Origin of the sequence: Streptomyces ovatisporus, assembly GCF_042653885.1 — a bacterium.
GTDB classification, from domain to species: Bacteria; Actinomycetota; Actinomycetes; order Streptomycetales; family Streptomycetaceae; genus Streptomyces; species Streptomyces ovatisporus.
In genome coordinates, this window is record NZ_JBHSFH010000018.1 from 61,552 (window position 1) to 75,322 (window position 13,771).

The 13,771-nt window shown below is 70.9% G+C and carries 16 protein-coding genes; 5 read left to right on the forward strand and 11 right to left on the reverse strand.

All coding sequences use genetic code 11. The features are described 5' to 3' along the window. The first annotated feature begins 27 nt into the window (after window positions 1-27). Together ACFPA8_RS26985 and ACFPA8_RS26990 are read left to right on the forward strand one after the other, a co-directional pair. Window positions 28-696 (forward strand): potassium channel family protein, encoded by a 669-nt coding sequence (locus ACFPA8_RS26985; protein WP_386452738.1) that lies wholly within the window; start codon window positions 28-30, stop codon window positions 694-696. A 34-nt stretch (window positions 697-730) separates the two neighbouring features. After that, window positions 731-1,396 (forward strand): potassium channel family protein, encoded by a 666-nt coding sequence (locus tag ACFPA8_RS26990; protein WP_386452740.1) that lies wholly within the window; start codon window positions 731-733, stop codon window positions 1,394-1,396. A gap of 101 nt (window positions 1,397-1,497) precedes the next feature. Here ACFPA8_RS26990 and ACFPA8_RS26995 read toward each other — a convergent pair whose 3' ends face one another. From ACFPA8_RS26995 to ACFPA8_RS27015, 5 genes are all read right to left on the reverse strand, one after another. Then, window positions 1,498-2,385 (reverse strand): DUF3159 domain-containing protein, encoded by an 888-nt coding sequence (locus ACFPA8_RS26995; RefSeq protein ID WP_386452741.1) that lies wholly within the window; start codon window positions 2,383-2,385, stop codon window positions 1,498-1,500. A 3-nt stretch (window positions 2,386-2,388) separates the two neighbouring features. Then, the gene (locus ACFPA8_RS27000; protein ID WP_386452743.1) at window positions 2,389-2,796 is read right to left on the reverse strand and encodes an OB-fold nucleic acid binding domain-containing protein; all 408 of its coding nucleotides are present in this window, start codon (window positions 2,794-2,796) and stop codon (window positions 2,389-2,391) included. A 133-nt stretch (window positions 2,797-2,929) separates the two neighbouring features. After that, window positions 2,930-3,718, reverse strand: a complete 789-nt coding sequence (locus ACFPA8_RS27005) for a DUF3710 domain-containing protein (protein WP_386452745.1) — start codon at window positions 3,716-3,718, stop codon at window positions 2,930-2,932. Window position 3,719: 1 nt separating this feature from the next. Beyond that, window positions 3,720-4,241, reverse strand: a complete 522-nt coding sequence (dut, locus tag ACFPA8_RS27010; RefSeq protein WP_045866181.1) for a dUTP diphosphatase — start codon at window positions 4,239-4,241, stop codon at window positions 3,720-3,722. Beyond that, entirely contained in the window at window positions 4,238-4,810 is a 573-nt protein-coding gene (locus ACFPA8_RS27015) for a PaaI family thioesterase (protein ID WP_386452746.1), read from the reverse strand. The genes dut and ACFPA8_RS27015 overlap by 4 nt, the downstream gene beginning before the upstream one ends. 153 nt (window positions 4,811-4,963) lie before the next feature. Here ACFPA8_RS27015 and ACFPA8_RS27020 point away from each other — a divergent pair, with 153 nt between their 5' ends. After that, the gene (locus tag ACFPA8_RS27020; RefSeq protein WP_386452747.1) at window positions 4,964-5,449 is read left to right on the forward strand and encodes a DUF3093 domain-containing protein; all 486 of its coding nucleotides are present in this window, start codon (window positions 4,964-4,966) and stop codon (window positions 5,447-5,449) included. A 34-nt stretch (window positions 5,450-5,483) separates the two neighbouring features. Here ACFPA8_RS27020 and ACFPA8_RS27025 read toward each other — a convergent pair whose 3' ends face one another. The 4 genes from ACFPA8_RS27025 to ACFPA8_RS27040 all read right to left on the reverse strand — a co-directional run bounded on the left by ACFPA8_RS27025 (window position 5,484) and on the right by ACFPA8_RS27040 (window position 9,010). Continuing rightward, the gene (locus tag ACFPA8_RS27025) at window positions 5,484-6,356 is read right to left on the reverse strand and encodes a hypothetical protein (RefSeq protein WP_386452749.1); all 873 of its coding nucleotides are present in this window, start codon (window positions 6,354-6,356) and stop codon (window positions 5,484-5,486) included. A 20-nt stretch (window positions 6,357-6,376) separates the two neighbouring features. Continuing rightward, a complete protein-coding gene (locus ACFPA8_RS27030) occupies window positions 6,377-6,676 on the reverse strand; it encodes a DUF4193 domain-containing protein (protein WP_016470291.1) in 300 nt (99 codons plus the stop codon). Window positions 6,677-7,074: 398 nt separating this feature from the next. Continuing rightward, window positions 7,075-8,352: a sensor histidine kinase gene (locus ACFPA8_RS27035; RefSeq protein WP_386452751.1), complete on the reverse strand. Its 1,278-nt coding sequence runs from the start codon at window positions 8,350-8,352 to the stop codon at window positions 7,075-7,077. A gap of 4 nt (window positions 8,353-8,356) precedes the next feature. Next, entirely contained in the window at window positions 8,357-9,010 is a 654-nt protein-coding gene (locus ACFPA8_RS27040) for a response regulator transcription factor (RefSeq protein ID WP_386452752.1), read from the reverse strand. Between the two features lie 302 nt (window positions 9,011-9,312). Between ACFPA8_RS27040 and ACFPA8_RS27045 the strand changes: the two genes are divergently transcribed. Next, window positions 9,313-9,516 carry a hypothetical protein gene (locus ACFPA8_RS27045; protein WP_386452900.1) on the forward strand — a complete coding sequence of 68 codons (204 nt, stop codon included), beginning with the start codon at window positions 9,313-9,315 and terminating at the stop codon, window positions 9,514-9,516. A 193-nt stretch (window positions 9,517-9,709) separates the two neighbouring features. On the opposite strand, the gene ACFPA8_RS27050 is transcribed toward ACFPA8_RS27045, so the two are convergent. Then, window positions 9,710-10,519 (reverse strand): inositol monophosphatase family protein, encoded by an 810-nt coding sequence (locus ACFPA8_RS27050; protein WP_386452754.1) that lies wholly within the window; start codon window positions 10,517-10,519, stop codon window positions 9,710-9,712. 82 nt (window positions 10,520-10,601) lie between these two features. Then, window positions 10,602-11,765: a ferrochelatase gene (locus ACFPA8_RS27055; RefSeq protein WP_386452755.1), complete on the reverse strand. Its 1,164-nt coding sequence runs from the start codon at window positions 11,763-11,765 to the stop codon at window positions 10,602-10,604. Window positions 11,766-11,886: 121 nt separating this feature from the next. Between ACFPA8_RS27055 and ACFPA8_RS27060 the strand changes: the two genes are divergently transcribed. Continuing rightward, entirely contained in the window at window positions 11,887-13,233 is a 1,347-nt protein-coding gene (locus ACFPA8_RS27060) for a D-arabinono-1,4-lactone oxidase (protein ID WP_386452756.1), read from the forward strand. The last annotated feature ends 538 nt before the right edge of the window (window positions 13,234-13,771 follow it).

Sequence of the window (13,771 nt, forward strand, 5' to 3'; positions counted from 1 at the left end):
CCGCTGTTAGTGACGAGAGGGACGGGCGTGCATGTTGTGATCATGGGCTGCGGCCGGGTAGGCGCCGAGCTCGCACAGGCGTTGGAGCAGCAAGGCCACACGGTCGCGGTCGTGGACCAGGACCCGACGGCCTTCCGCCGCCTGGGCTCGGGCTTCGGCGGGCGCCGGGTGACCGGGGTCGGGTTCGACCAGGACACTCTCCGGGAGGCCGGCGTCGAGGAGGCCGGTGCCTTCGCCGCGGTCAGCAGCGGTGACAACTCCAACATCATCGCGGCCCGCGTGGCCCGGGAGATGTTCGGCATCGAGCACGTCGCGGCACGGATCTACGACCCCAAGCGGGCCGAGGTCTACCAGCGTCTGGGAATCCCGACGGTGGCCACCGTGCGCTGGACGGCCGACCAGATGCTCCGGCGTCTGCTGCCCTCCGGCGCGGAACCGCTGTGGCGGGACCCGAGCGGCGGCGTGCAACTGGCGGAGGTGCACACGTCCACGAAGTGGGTGGGACACCGGGTCAGCAGACTCCAGGAGGAGGCCGGGGTACGGGTCGCCTTTCTCACGCGGGTGGGCGAGGCGATGCTTCCGACCTCGGAGACGGTGCTCCAGGAAGGTGACCTGGCCCATGTGATGATGCGCTGCGACCAGGTCGATCAGGTGGAGGCCGTCTTCTCGAGGGGCCCCGAGGAGACGCACTCGTGAACGGTGCACGCACAGCGAACAGGGGACGCGGCCGATGAGGGTAGCTATTGCGGGAGCGGGCGCCGTGGGCCGCTCCATCGCGGGCGAGCTGCTGGAGAACGGGCACGAGGTGCTGCTCATCGACAAGGCGCCGACGGCGATCTCCGTGGAGCGGGTGCCGCAGGCGGAGTGGCTGCTGGCGGACGCCTGCGAGATCACCTCCCTCGACGAGGCGGCCCTGGAGCGCTGCAACGTGGTGATCGCGGCCACCGGCGACGACAAGGTCAACCTGGTGGTCTCCCTGCTCGCCAAGACGGAGTACGGGGTGCCGCGCGTGGTCTCGCGCGTCAACAACCCCAAGAACGAATGGCTGTTCAACGAGTCGTGGGGCGTGGACGTCGCCGTCTCGACACCGCGGCTGATGTCGGCCCTCGTCGAGGAGGCCGTCAGCGTCGGCGACCTGGTGCGGCTCATGCGCTTCTCGCAGGGCGACGCGAACCTGGTCGAGTTGACACTTCCGCCGGAGGCGGCGCTGGCGGGGACGCGGGTGGGCGACGTCGGCTGGCCCGAGGACACCGCCCTGGTCACCATCATCCGGGGAAACCGGGTGCTCGTGCCGGACAGTGACGACGCACTCGAGGTCGGCGACGAACTGCTGTTCGTGGCGGCGCCCGCCCGCGAGGAGCAGCTGGAGGATCTGCTCTCCGTGCGCGGCGAGTGACGGCCGGGCGCGCACGGGCGCAGCCGCAACACACCGTGCGCGCACGCGAGTTCAGCTCGACGACGACCGGCCGCCCGCGGCCGCTGTACGGGCGGGGCGCGTCAGCGGCGGTGACGCCCTGGCTGCTGCCCCGCTCCCGGCTCCTGCGAGGTCTTCTCGGACTCCGCGAGCAGGGCCCTGGCGGCGTCCTCGGCAAGACCTTCGCCGATGGTGTCGAGAGTCTTCCGCTCCCTCTCCCGCTCCTCTTCCGCCTTCTCCTCGGCCTCCATCTCCGCGATGACGTTGATGGGGGCCGGCGCCTTCGCGAGGAAGATCCACGTCAGGTACACCGCGAGCAGGAAGGGCGGGATCTTCAGCGCGACCGTCACCCAGCCGAAGCGGGTGGCGTCGGCTCCCGAGAGGTACATCGGGAAGAGGATCGCGCACTTGCCGAGCAGGATGAATCCCCAGGCGTAACTGGCCTTCGTGTAGGCCTTCTTGCGCCCGGGGTTCCGCTTGCGCCAGGAGAGGTTCTCCTTGAACACCGGGCCGAGGACGAGCCCCAGCAGCGGAACGCCCGCCGCCGCGGTGATGAGGTACGCCAGGGCGAGACCCAGCGTGTAGAGCATGCCGGGCAGGTAGAAGGCCTTCGCGTCGCCCGTCATCATCGCGAAGAGCACGCCGAAGGCCACTCCGAAGACGCCGCTGAAGGCGTGCTTGACCGTGTCCTTACGGATCAGCCGGAAGAGCCCCATCGCGGCGGAGAGGGCGAGAGCCGTCAGCGCCGCGGCGTGGATGTCCTTGTTGATCGTGAACATGGTGATGAAGACGAGGCCGGGGACGGTCGTCTCCACCAGGCCGCGCACTCCGCCGAAGGCGTCGAAGAGAGCTGCTTCCGTCACGGCGCGCGGAGCCGCCGCACCGTCGGGTGTCGTTCCGCTTCCGGATTCCGCGTCGGCACCGGTCCGTCGGCCGGTTCCGTCGGCGGCCGGCTTGTCGAGGGGGGTCACCCGCTACTCCTGTCCGAGGGGTCGCAACTCGTACTTCGGGTTGAACATCACTGGGCGGCCGTGGTTGAGCGAGACCCGCCCCCAGACGATCAGGCTCCGGCCCGGTTCGATGCCGGCGATGGCACGGCGGCCCAGCCAGACCACGTCCAGGGCGGCGGACCCGTCGAACAGCTCCGCCTCCAGCGTCGGCACCCCGGCCCGGGGGCGCAGGGTGACGGTGCGCAGCGTACCTGTGACCCGCACTATGTCGCGGTCGTGGCAAGCAGCGATGCGGGTGCAGCCCTGGCTGTCCGCCTCCTCGCGCAGCTCCTGGGAGTGAAGATCCTCCTCGGAGGAGGACAGCCGCTCCAGGAAGCGCTTGAAACGCCCCCCGCCGCGCGGTGCCTGCTCTGCTCGGATGGCGCCTGTCATGGTGCCAGCGTACCGGGGAGAGCGGCCCCCGAACGGCCGAAGAACCCTGCCTTCCGGGACCCGGCGGTACATGCGGCGGGGCCGTGGGGCACCGCTGTCGCGGCGGCCCCACGGCCCGGTGCTCCACGGACGCTCAGCGGACCTCGGTGATCTCCGGTCCACGCTGCAGCTTGTCGAGACCCCCGGCGAAGCGGGAGCCCTCCTCGACGGTCTCCTGCTGGACACCGTCCGGCACCATCTGCGCGTCGTCCGGCAGCTTCAGGACGATCGGGTCGCGGGGCGCCATGGGGGCGTCGCCCCGTACCACCACGGTGTCCTGGAAGACCTGCTCCAGCAGGACGCCCGACTCCGGCTGGACGGCGCCCTGACCGGAGATCACTCCGCGCAGGAACCAGCGCGGCCCGTCCACTCCGACGAAGCGGACGACCTGCACGCCGTTCGTACCGTCGGGCAGCTGCACCGGAACCTGTGCGCGCAGCTCCCAGCCCAGCCGGCCCTCGACCTCGTCGATGACGCCGCCCTGCTTGGTGATGCCGGTCGCGATCTCCTCGCGCACCTCTTCCCACAGGCCCTCGCGCTTGGGCGCGGCGAAGCCCTGCAGCTGGATGGCGCTGTCCCGCAGTACGAGCGTCGCCGCGACGATCGACTCGCCCGCGACCTCGACGCGCAGCTCCATGCCCTCCACACCGGGGACGTAGAGCCCGCCGAGGTTCACCCTGCCGTTGCTGGGGTCGCTGACCTCGCTGACGTCCCAGGGCCCGTCGGGGCGCGGCGCCGGAGGCAGCTTCACGCGTGCTGCCTGGGCGTCGGTGACGGCGTCGGCAGGGTCGGAGCTCCGGGCGGCGTCCTGCCCGTCCGTCCCGAAGTCGTCCGAGGCGCCCGTCCCAGGCTCTTCGCTCTTCTTGCGACGACGTCCGAACACGTCACTGTCCTCTCAGGTCGGAATGCCGGTCGGCTCCGACCGGAACGTAGTCATTCTGATGTGCGGCGGCCGCGGTGCTGCCGCCTGTGGAGCCGAATCCCCCCGCGGCCCGCGCCGAGCCCGGCAACTCTGCCACCTCGTGGAAACGCACCTTCTCCACTTGCTGGACGACGAGTTGGGCAATGCGGTCGAGTCGCTCGAACCGCACGGTCTCGCGCGGATCAAGATTTGCCACGATCACCTTGATCTCCCCACGGTACCCGGCATCCACGGTTCCGGGTGCATTGACCAAAGAGATGCCGCAGCGGGCTGCGAGGCCGGAACGGGGATGCACGAAAGCCGCGTACCCGTCGGGCAGCGCGATCGACACCCCGGTGGGGAGGACGGTGCGTTCGCCGGGCGCGAGCTCCGCGGCCTCGGTGGTGACGAGGTCGCAGCCGGCGTCGCCGGGGTGGGCGTAGCCGGGCACCGGAACGTCCGGGTCGAGGCGTCGCAGGAGTACGTCGACGGGCTGCCTGGTCACGGGTTCACCTCGAAAGCTCGGGCTCGGCGGACCTGGTCGGGGTCGGCCATCGCGGCCTGGATCTCCTCGTCCCGTCCGTTGTCGGTGAAGTGCTCGACCTTCACCTGGATGAAAAGGGCCTCCGCCCGCACGGCGACCGGGCCTCCGGATCCCCCGATGCGGCCTTCCGCGCTGGTGAAGATCTTCCGCCCGTGCACGCCGGTGGCCCGGGCGCTCAGGTGCAGGACGGTGTCGACCGGGACCGGGCGCACGAAGTCCGTCTCCAGCCGCCCGGTCACCGCGATCACGTGCATGAGCCAGCCCAGCGAGCCCATCGTCTCGTCGAGTGCCGTGGTCAGTACGCCGCCGTGGGCGAGGCCGGGAGCCCCCTGATGGACAGGACGGACGGTGAACTCCGCGGTCACGCTGACGCCTTCGCCCGCTCTGGTCTCCAGGTGCAGGCCGTGCGGCTGGCCGCTGCCGCAGCCGAAGCAGTGCCGGTAGTGGGAGCCGAGGAGGGTGCCCGGGGCCGGTGCGTCGGGATGGCGGTCCGCGGCGGCGGCGCCGGGCGGCGGCGTCAGGGATCTCATGGGCGGTACACGCGGTCGGTCCGCGGGGCCGGGAACGTCCGGCTGTCGGGCTTCACTCACGTGTGCAGACCCTACCTCTGCGGGCGTGCGGAGCCGCCTGCACGGACACCGGGCAGGGCCCGCGGCGGCAGGCGGCCGTGCCAAGCTTGTCGCATGGCTGCTGTGGAACGCCCTTACGACGAACGCCTCACCGCCCCCCGCTCGTGGTGGTTCATCACCGCCCTGGCCGGCTGCTCGACCGGGCTGGTCATGCTGCCGCTGGGGACGCTGCCCATGCTGGGCGGCCTGGTCGCGGGAACGGCGCTGGCGGCGGTCCTGGTCTCCTCGTACGGCTCGGTGCGCATCCGCGTCGTGGCGGGGTCACTCGTCGCCGGGGACTCCCGTATCCCTGTCTCCGCACTGGGCACGGCCCACGTGCTCGACGAGGAGGAGGCCTTCGCCTGGCGTACCCACAAGGCGGACCCACGCGCCCACATGCTGCTGCGCAGCTACATCCGCACCGCGGTACGCGTGGAGGTGGACGACCCCGACGATCCGACGCCTTACGTCTATCTCTCCACACGCTCCCCGCAGCGCCTGGCGGACGCGCTCACCACAGCGAGCCGTGCGGAGCCGCAGCCGGACGTCAGGGCGGAATGAGCAGGTTGGGCGCGCTGAGCGCAGGGCGCCGGGTTCAGGCCGGCGGCAGGGCCGGGTTCCCGGGGTCCGGCCCGTCGTCGTAGGGCCTGGCGGGCAGCGCCTCCCAGCCGTCCCCGAAGGCCCGGAGGTCCGCGCGGACCTTCTCGGCGACCTTCTTGGTGTCGCGGCTGTTCATCACGGCGCCCACCGCGGCGCCCACCATGAAAGGCGTGAGATTCGGGAGGTTGCGCACGGTGCGCTTGAGCAGCTGCTGGCGCAGCTCGCGCTTCATCTGGCCGCCCAGGGCGGCGTTCAGCGTCGTAGGCCGGGTGACGTCGATGCCGCGCTCGGACGTCCACGCCCCGAGGTACGCGGCCGTGCGCTGTTTGAGGTTGCCGGGCGGGCGGCGTCCGTAGACCTCGTGGAGCTCCGCGATGAGCTTCAGCTCCACCGAGGCGACGCCGACGATCTCGGCGGCCAGCTCCGCGGGCATCGCGGGCGGCACGGGCATCATCGCCGCAGCGCCCACGCCGGCACCGACGGTCGCCGATCCGCGCACCGCGCCCGCGACGAGCTTGTCGGCGATCTCCTCCGGGCCGAGGCCCGGGAACTGCTCGCGCAATGTCGCGAGATCGCGCACCGGGACACGGGGCGCGATCTCGATGACACGTTCGGCGACCACGCTGACGAACCCGCGCAGCTTTCCGTGCTGCTTCTCGGGCTCACCGCTGCCGACGTGATCTTCGAGCGGCGAGGCGGGAGACTGCGCGCCTCCGCCCTTCGCCCCGGCTCTCCCGCGTCCCGCCGCGCCGCTCCCCCTGCGCGGCCATGGGGCGCGGAGCCGAGGACGCGGCTTCGCGGGCAGCGGTACGAGCGGAGACGGCTGGTCAGGCCCGCCCCGCTCGTCGTCACGCGCGTCGTCCGCCACTACGACAGCCCCACCAGGCCTCAGGCCGCGCAGTCGCGGCAGATCGGCTGACCGTTCTTCTCGGCGGCCAGCTGGGACCGGTGGTGGACCAGGAAGCAGCTCATGCACGTGAACTCGTCGGCCTGGCGCGGCAGCACACGGACGGACAGCTCCTCGTTGGACAGGTCCGCCCCCGGGAGCTCCAGCCCCTCGGCCTGCTCGAACTCGTCCACATCGACGTTGGATGCGGACTTGTCGTTACGCCGGGCCTTCAGCTCCTCGATGCTGTCTTCGTTGACGTCGTCATCGGTCTTGCGTGGGGTGTCGTAGTCCGTTGCCATTTCGCTCTCCCCCTCTGGGTTTCTTTGGTGTCTCAGCGCACGTAACGCGTGAGAGGCCGGACTTGTGCCCGACCTGAGGCGGAGATTTTGCCTCACATCAAGGTCTGTTACTCAATCGACACCCAACCGCACCCCTGAAGAGGTGATCGCGTCGACTGTCGAGGAGGACCTTAAACGGTCCCCCGGTCGCGCTGCGCGCACGCACCCCGGGTACTGCCCACGATCTCCACCTGCGGAAACCTGGATTTTCCGGTAATTCTTCGCTTACTGAGATCACCGAGGGTGGAGCACGGGGAAATTCGCGTGTGTGATCGATCACAGCCGCTCTGGATGCGCACGCGCGGACAAAATTCCGCATATGGCGAACACCCAGCGTTCTGCTCGCGCTGTCGAGGATCTCAGACGGGAAGCACGACCCGCAGGACGAGACCGCCCTCCTCCCGCGGCTCCGCGGTGACCGTGCCGCCGTGCGCTCGGACCACCGACCGCACGATCGACAGCCCCAGGCCGACGCCCTTGTCGCTCCCGGTGCGGTCGCTGCGCAGCCGCCGGAACGGCTCGAAGAGGTTGTCGACCTCGTACGCGGGGACGGCCGGGCCTGTGTTCTCCACCACCAGCACCGCGTGGCCGGCGACGGCCTCCGTCCCCACCGCGACCCAGCCGTCGTCCCGCTGGTTGTAACGCACCGCGTTCTGCACGAGGTTGAGCGCCACGCGCTCCAGGAGCACGCCGTTCCCCTGTACGTACGCCGGCTGCCGAACGCCGCGCAGTTCGATGCCCTTGCTCTCCGCCTCGACCCGCACCTGCTCGACCGCCTGCCCCGCCACCTCGGCCAGGTCGACGGGCTTGCGGTCGATGATCTCGTTCTCGCTGCGCGCCAGCAGCAGGAGCCCCTCCACCAGCTGTTCGCTCCGCTCGTTCGTCGCGAGCAGCGTCTTGCCGAGCTGCTGGAGCTCGGGAGACGCCTCGGGGTCGGAGAGCTGCACCTCCAGCAGGGTCCGGTTGATGGCGAGCGGGGTGCGCAGCTCGTGCGAGGCGTTCGCGACGAAGCGCTGCTGCGCGGTGAAGGCGCGGTCAAGCCGGTCGAGCATCTCGTCGAACGTGTCGGAGAGCTCCTTCAGTTCGTCGTCCGGGCCCTCCAGTTCGATCCGCTTGTGCAGGTCGGAGCTGGCGACCTGGCGCGCGGTGCGGGTGATGCGGCCGAGCGGCGAGAGGACCCGTCCCGCCATCACGTACCCGAAGGCGAACGCGGCCACCGCGAGGCCGAGCAGCGCCATCAGGGAGCGCTGCAGGAGTTCGTCGAGGGCGACGGCGCGCTGGGCGTCGGTGCACTCCTCCAGGCGTTCCATGAACTGCCCGCTGGGCAGCGTGCCGGTCAGGCCGGGGCAACTGTCGGACGTGAGCTGTGCGTTGGCGTTGAGGATGCGGAAGGGCAGCTTGCTGCCCTCGTGCAGCGCCTCGGCCGCGAGGAGGTAGATGATCGTCAGCAGCAGCATGCCGGCGATCAGGAACATCCCGCCGTAGAGCAGCGTGAGCCTTATGCGGATCGTCGGCCGCAGCCAGGGGGGCTGGCGGGACTGTTCCCGCGGGTCCCAGGTCGGCTTCGGGGGTGCGGACGCCGGCATCCGGGGCCGGGAGGGCTCTGCCGAGCCGGGGGGCGTGGTGGAGGCGGCCATGGGTTCAGATCCGGTATCCGGCGCCGGGAACGGTGTGGATCACGGCGGGCTCGCCGAGTTTGCGGCGCAGTGTCATCACCGTCACACGCACGACGTTGGTGAAGGGGTCGGTGTTCTCGTCCCACGCCTTCTCCAGCAGCTGCTCGGCGGAGACGACGGTCCCCTCCCCGCGCATCAGCACCTCCAGGACGGCGAACTCCTTCGGGGCGAGCTGGATCTCGGCGCCGTTGCGGAAGACCTCGCGCCGGTTCGGGTCGAGCTTGATGCCCGCCCGCTCCAGCACGGGCGGCAGCGGCGAGGTGGTGCGGCGGCCGAGGGCGCGCACGCGGGCGGTCAGCTCCGCGAAGGCGAACGGTTTGGGCAGGTAGTCGTCGGCCCCGAGCTCCAGACCTTCGACGCGGTCGCTGATGTCGCCGGAGGCGGTGAGCATCAGCACGCGCGTCGGCATGCCCAGATCGACGATCCTCCGGCAGACGTCGTCGCCGTGCACGATCGGGAGATCGCGGTCGAGGACGACCACGTCGTAGTCGTTGACGTCCACGCGCTCCAGGGCCGCCGCGCCGTCGTACACCACGTCCACGGCCATGGCTTCCCTGCGGAGCCCGGTCGCGACGGCATCGGCGAGCAGCTGCTCGTCCTCGACGACGAGTACGCGCACGACGGAAATCCTTCCCTCGGTCATGAGTCTGCCGCGACCGGGCTTCGAACGGGAGGTCGCAGGGTGTTCATCCTCCCCCGTGCCTCGGTAAACCGGCCGTAAGAGCCGGTGGTGCCGGGGCCGCGAGATTTTTCAGAACTTGAGGTTTTCCTGAGGTGGCAAGCGGGGAGGACGAGGGGCACACCCCGGATCACGCCCTGTAGGCGGCTAGCCACACCGACTGACACAAGTCCCGGCTGCCGACCGTCCAGCCAGGGAGCACGCCGTGATCATGATCGACAGGAACCCTCGGCACTCACCCCGTGCCACCGACCCATGACGAGGGGGCGCACATGGACGCGTTCACCGCTGGACTTCTGCAGCGTATACAGAACACCGAGACCGACCTGACCCGCGCTCGTGAGTCGGGCGACGACTTCCTCGTGGACGTCGAACAGGCCGAACTGGAAGACCTCCGCCGCATCGCCGCCGAGCACGGCGTCGAGATCGGCGCCACCACGGCCTGACAGCCCCCCGTCGCGGCCCGGAGCGAGGCCGGCGACAGTCCGTACGAGAACCGACCGATCCTGACCGCGAGCCCCGGGTGCCGACGGCGCCCGGGGCTCGGTCGTGCGTGCTGCCGCGGGGACGGCGGTGCCGACAGCCGTTCGACGACGGGCGGCCGGCTTCCTGAGGTCGGGCGTGCGTTCCGTCGTGCGGTCAGTCGTGCCAGGCGCCCAGCCGGTCCAGGAGCGGCTGAAGGATCTCGAAGACGCCCGGGGAGGCCGCGACCGCCAGATCGCCGTCCGCCTCCAGCCCGGGCCTTCCTCCCGTACGGGCACCCGCCTCGCGTGCGATGAGATCGCCGGCGGCGAGATCCCACGGGTGCAGGCCCCGCTCGTAGAAGGCGTCGAGCCGTCCGGCCGCCACGTCGCACAGGTCGACGGCGGCCGAGCCGGAGCGCCGGATGTCGCGGACCCTGGGGATCAGCTGCCGGACCAGATCCGCCTGTGCGGCGCGGCGCTCGGCGACGTAGTTGAAGCCGGTGCCGACAAGGGCCTGGTCCAGCGGAGGTGCGGGACGGCAGTGCAGCGGTTGGGCGTTGCAGAAGGCGCCGTGCCCCAGGACGGCGCGGAACGTCTCACGCCGGGGCGGTGCCTCGACCACGCCCACCACCGTCTCGCCCTCGAACTCGGCGGCGACGGAGACGGCCCACCCCGGCAGGCCGTACAGGTAGTTGACGGTGCCGTCGAGGGGATCGACGACCCAGCGGACGCCGCTGGAGCCCTCGAACGACGCGCCTTCCTCACCGAGGAAGCCGTCGTCGGGGCGGTGGTCGGCGATGTAGCCGTTGATCAGCTTCTCCGACGCCAGGTCCATCTCCGTGACGACGTCGACCGCGCTCGACTTGGTGGCCGAGACTCCCAGATCGGCCGGGCGCCCGTCATTGAGGAGGGCGCCTGCGCGGTGGGCGGCCTCCAGGGCGAGTTCGAGGAGTTCGGCCTTGAGCTGGTCGAGCTGCGCGGTCACGGTTCTCCTTGCTCGTCTTGCTGTGGTTGTCCGGCCGGCGACCGGTGCAGGGCCTGCACGCCGGCACCGCGGCCACCGCCCGTCACGGGTAGGGGCTGTCCGCCCCCGCCGCCGCGGGTTTCGGCGTCCTGGCCGGGCAGCAGCCCACCGGGCACACGTCGTGGCTGGGGCCCAGCATTCCCAGAGCGCACCGCTCCGGCTGCGCGCCACGCTCGAGCGCCGCCCGCTCCAGGACAAGTTCCCTGATCGCCGCCGTGAAACGCGGGTCGGTGCCGACCGTGGCGGAGCGTGCCACGGGCAGGCCCAGCTCGGCCGCCCTGGCCGTCGCCTCCGTGTCGAGGTCGTAGAGGACCTCCATGTGGTCCGAGACGAAGCCGATGGGGACCATCACGGCTGCGGGCGCCCCTCGCGCGTGCAGCGCCTCCAGGTGGTCGCAGATGTCCGGCTCCAGCCACGGCACCTGCGGCGGGCCGCTGCGCGACTGGTAGACCAGCTCCCAGCTCCGGTCGACGCCGGTCCGCTCCCGCACCGCCTCCGCCACGAGCCGTGCGGCGTCGAGGTGCTGCGCCACGTACGCGCCCCCCTCGCCGTGGGCCTCGGGCGGCCCCGAGGTGTCCGCGGCGGAGACGGGGACGGAGTGGGTGGTGAACGCGAGGTGGGCGCCGTCCCGCACGGCGGCGGGCAGGGTGGCAAGGGCGGCCAGCACGCCGTCGGCGACGGGGGCGATGAAGCCGGGGTGGTTGAAGTAGTGCCGCAGTTTGTCGACGCGCGGCAGCTCCAGCCCCTCCGCCTCGAGCGTCGCCAGAGCCTCGGCCAGGTTCTCGCGGTACTGCCGGCAGCCCGAGTAGGAGGCGTATGCGCTGGTGACGAGCGTCAGTACGCGGCGGCGTCCGTCGTGGACCATCTCGCGCAGCGTGTCGATGAGGTACGGAGTCCAGTTGCGGTTGCCCCAGTAGACCGGCAGGTCGACCGCCGCCTCTGCGAACTCCTTGCGCACCGCCTCCAGCAACTGCCGGCACTGGGCGTTGATGGGGCTCACTCCCCCGAACTGGAAGTAGTGTTCGCCCACTTCGGCCAGGCGTTCGCGCGGGATGCCGCGCCCGCGGGTGACGTTCTCGAGGAACGGGACGACGTCGTCGGGGCCCTCCGGCCCGCCGAAGGACAACAGCAGAAGGGCGTCGTAGGGGCGGGCACCGGCGGAGGACGACCCGTCGGCGGGGTCGGCGGCATCGAACGCATCGGACATGTGGCGATCCTCGCATCCCGGCCGGGCGCCGTCGGGCTGCCCTCCCAGCGGCAGCCCCAGGTTTCGGGGCCCGGGTCCGTGAGTATGATCCGATCTCATCGCGAGAGGGGACAGGTCCAGGATGAACGCGCAGCCGCCGAGCAGCCGTACTGCCCGGACGTCCCGCAGGGGCAGAACGACGTGGCAGAACTGGGCCGGGAACGTCGCCGCCTCCCCCGCCCGTACGGTCTCCCCCTCCTCCACGGCCGGCCTCGCCGAGGCCGTACGCCGCGCCACCGAGGACGGGCTGCGCGTCAAGGCAGCCGGCACCGGGCACTCCTTCACCGCCGCGGCGGTGACCGAGGGAATGCTGATACGCCCTGAACGCCTGGTCGGCATACGTGAGCTGGACCGCGAGGCGCGGACGGTCACCGTGGCCGCCGGGACGCCGCTCAAGCACCTGAACGAGACGCTGGCCGCCGCGGGACTGTCGCTGACGAACATGGGCGACATCATGGAACAGACGGTCTCCGGCGCCGTCAGCACGGGCACGCACGGCACGGGCCGCACCTCCGCCTCGCTGGCCGCGCAGGTCACCGGTCTGGAGCTGGTGTGCGCCGACGGCACCGTCATGCGCTGCTCGGAGGCGGAGAACGCGGACGTCTTCGCCGCGGCGCGGCTCGGACTCGGCGCTCTGGGCGTGATCAGTGAACTGACCTTCTCCGTGGAGCCGGAGTTCCTGCTGACGGCCCGTGAAGAGCCCATGCCGTTCGAGCGGGTGACATCCGAATTCGACCAACTCGTCGCCGAGAACGAGCACTTCGAGTTCTACTGGTTCCCGCACACGGAGGGCTGCAACACCAAGCGCAACAACCGCGCCGCCGGCCCGGCGCAGCCGCTTCCCCGCGTCCGCGGCTGGGTCGACGACGAACTGCTCTCCAACGGCGTGTTCCAGGCCGTCTGTTCGCTGGGGGCGGCGGCACCGGCGGTCGTCTCCTCCATCGCGAAGATCTCCAGCAGGGCGCTTTCGGCGCGTACGTACACCGACATCCCGTACAAGGTCTTCACAACTCCGAGGCGGGTGCGGTTCGTGGAGATGGAGTACGCGCTTCCGCGTGAGGCGGCGATGGAGGCGCTGCGGGAGCTGAAGGAACTCGTCGAGCGCTCCCGGTTCCAGGTCGGTTTCCCCGTGGAGGTGCGCACCGCACCCGCCGACGCGATCCCGCTCTCGACGGCACAGGGGCGGGAGACGGCGTACATCGCGGTGCACATGTACCGCGGTTCGCCCCACGAGTCGTACTTCACCGCGGCCGAGCGGATCATGACCGCGCACGGGGGACGTCCGCACTGGGGCAAGCTGCACTCGCGGGACGCCGCCTACCTGGCGTCGGTCTACCCGCGCTTCGAGGAGTTCACCGGGATCCGCGACAGGCTCGACCCGGACCGGGTCTTCGGCAACGACTACCTGCGTCGCGTACTGGGCGAGTGAGTGCGGCAAGGGGCGCACAGGATCGGCCCGTTCGCCGCGGACATGCCTCCGTCCGCCCCCGGCGCACACCCGGGGCAGCTCGCACGTACGAAGTCGTCGCCGGTCCGGGGGACTTACCCCGTTCGTCTGCCAACACCCGGGGGCGCGCGATTCGTTCATCGCAGGTGACGAAGTGGGCAATAGGCGAAGGCAAAGGTTCCGTTCCGGGCGGTTCTGTGACCCTTGCCACCCGCGGACGGTCTTCCTAGGCTTGTCCGGACCCCAAAGTCCCTTCCCCTCGACCAACTTGAACGGCGCGGCGGCCCACCCCCGTGGTCCTAATGGAGTAGTGTGACGAGCCCTGGCCTCGGCTCAGGCCCGGCGCAGGCAGCACAGGTGACGCGGACGGTCACCGTGCGTTGCGAAGTGATAACCGTGCCGAACGGCGGCTCCGGGAAGGCCCCGGACCACCGGACAGGTCGGCAAGGTTGTGGCAGGTCCCACCTGGGCAGGCCACACTCGTCCAGCGGGAGCAGCGACGCACGTGACGTCGGCAGGC

Excerpts from the sequence above, each read along its gene's own strand:
- ACFPA8_RS27055 (WP_386452755.1), bottom strand. The coding sequence starts at position 11,765 with ATGTCCGATGCGTTCGATGCCGCCGACCCCGCCGACGGGTCGTCCTCC.
- ACFPA8_RS27030 (WP_016470291.1), bottom strand. The coding sequence starts at position 6,676 with ATGGCAACGGACTACGACACCCCACGCAAGACCGATGACGACGTCAAC.
- ACFPA8_RS27000 (WP_386452743.1), bottom strand. The coding sequence starts at position 2,796 with ATGACAGGCGCCATCCGAGCAGAGCAGGCACCGCGCGGCGGGGGGCGT.
- ACFPA8_RS27020 (WP_386452747.1), top strand. The coding sequence starts at position 4,964 with ATGGCTGCTGTGGAACGCCCTTACGACGAACGCCTCACCGCCCCCCGC.
- ACFPA8_RS26990 (WP_386452740.1), top strand. The coding sequence starts at position 731 with ATGAGGGTAGCTATTGCGGGAGCGGGCGCCGTGGGCCGCTCCATCGCG.
- ACFPA8_RS27060 (WP_386452756.1), top strand. The coding sequence starts at position 11,887 with ATGAACGCGCAGCCGCCGAGCAGCCGTACTGCCCGGACGTCCCGCAGG.
- ACFPA8_RS27015 (WP_386452746.1), bottom strand. The coding sequence starts at position 4,810 with ATGAGATCCCTGACGCCGCCGCCCGGCGCCGCCGCCGCGGACCGCCAT.
- ACFPA8_RS27035 (WP_386452751.1), bottom strand. The coding sequence starts at position 8,352 with ATGGCCGCCTCCACCACGCCCCCCGGCTCGGCAGAGCCCTCCCGGCCC.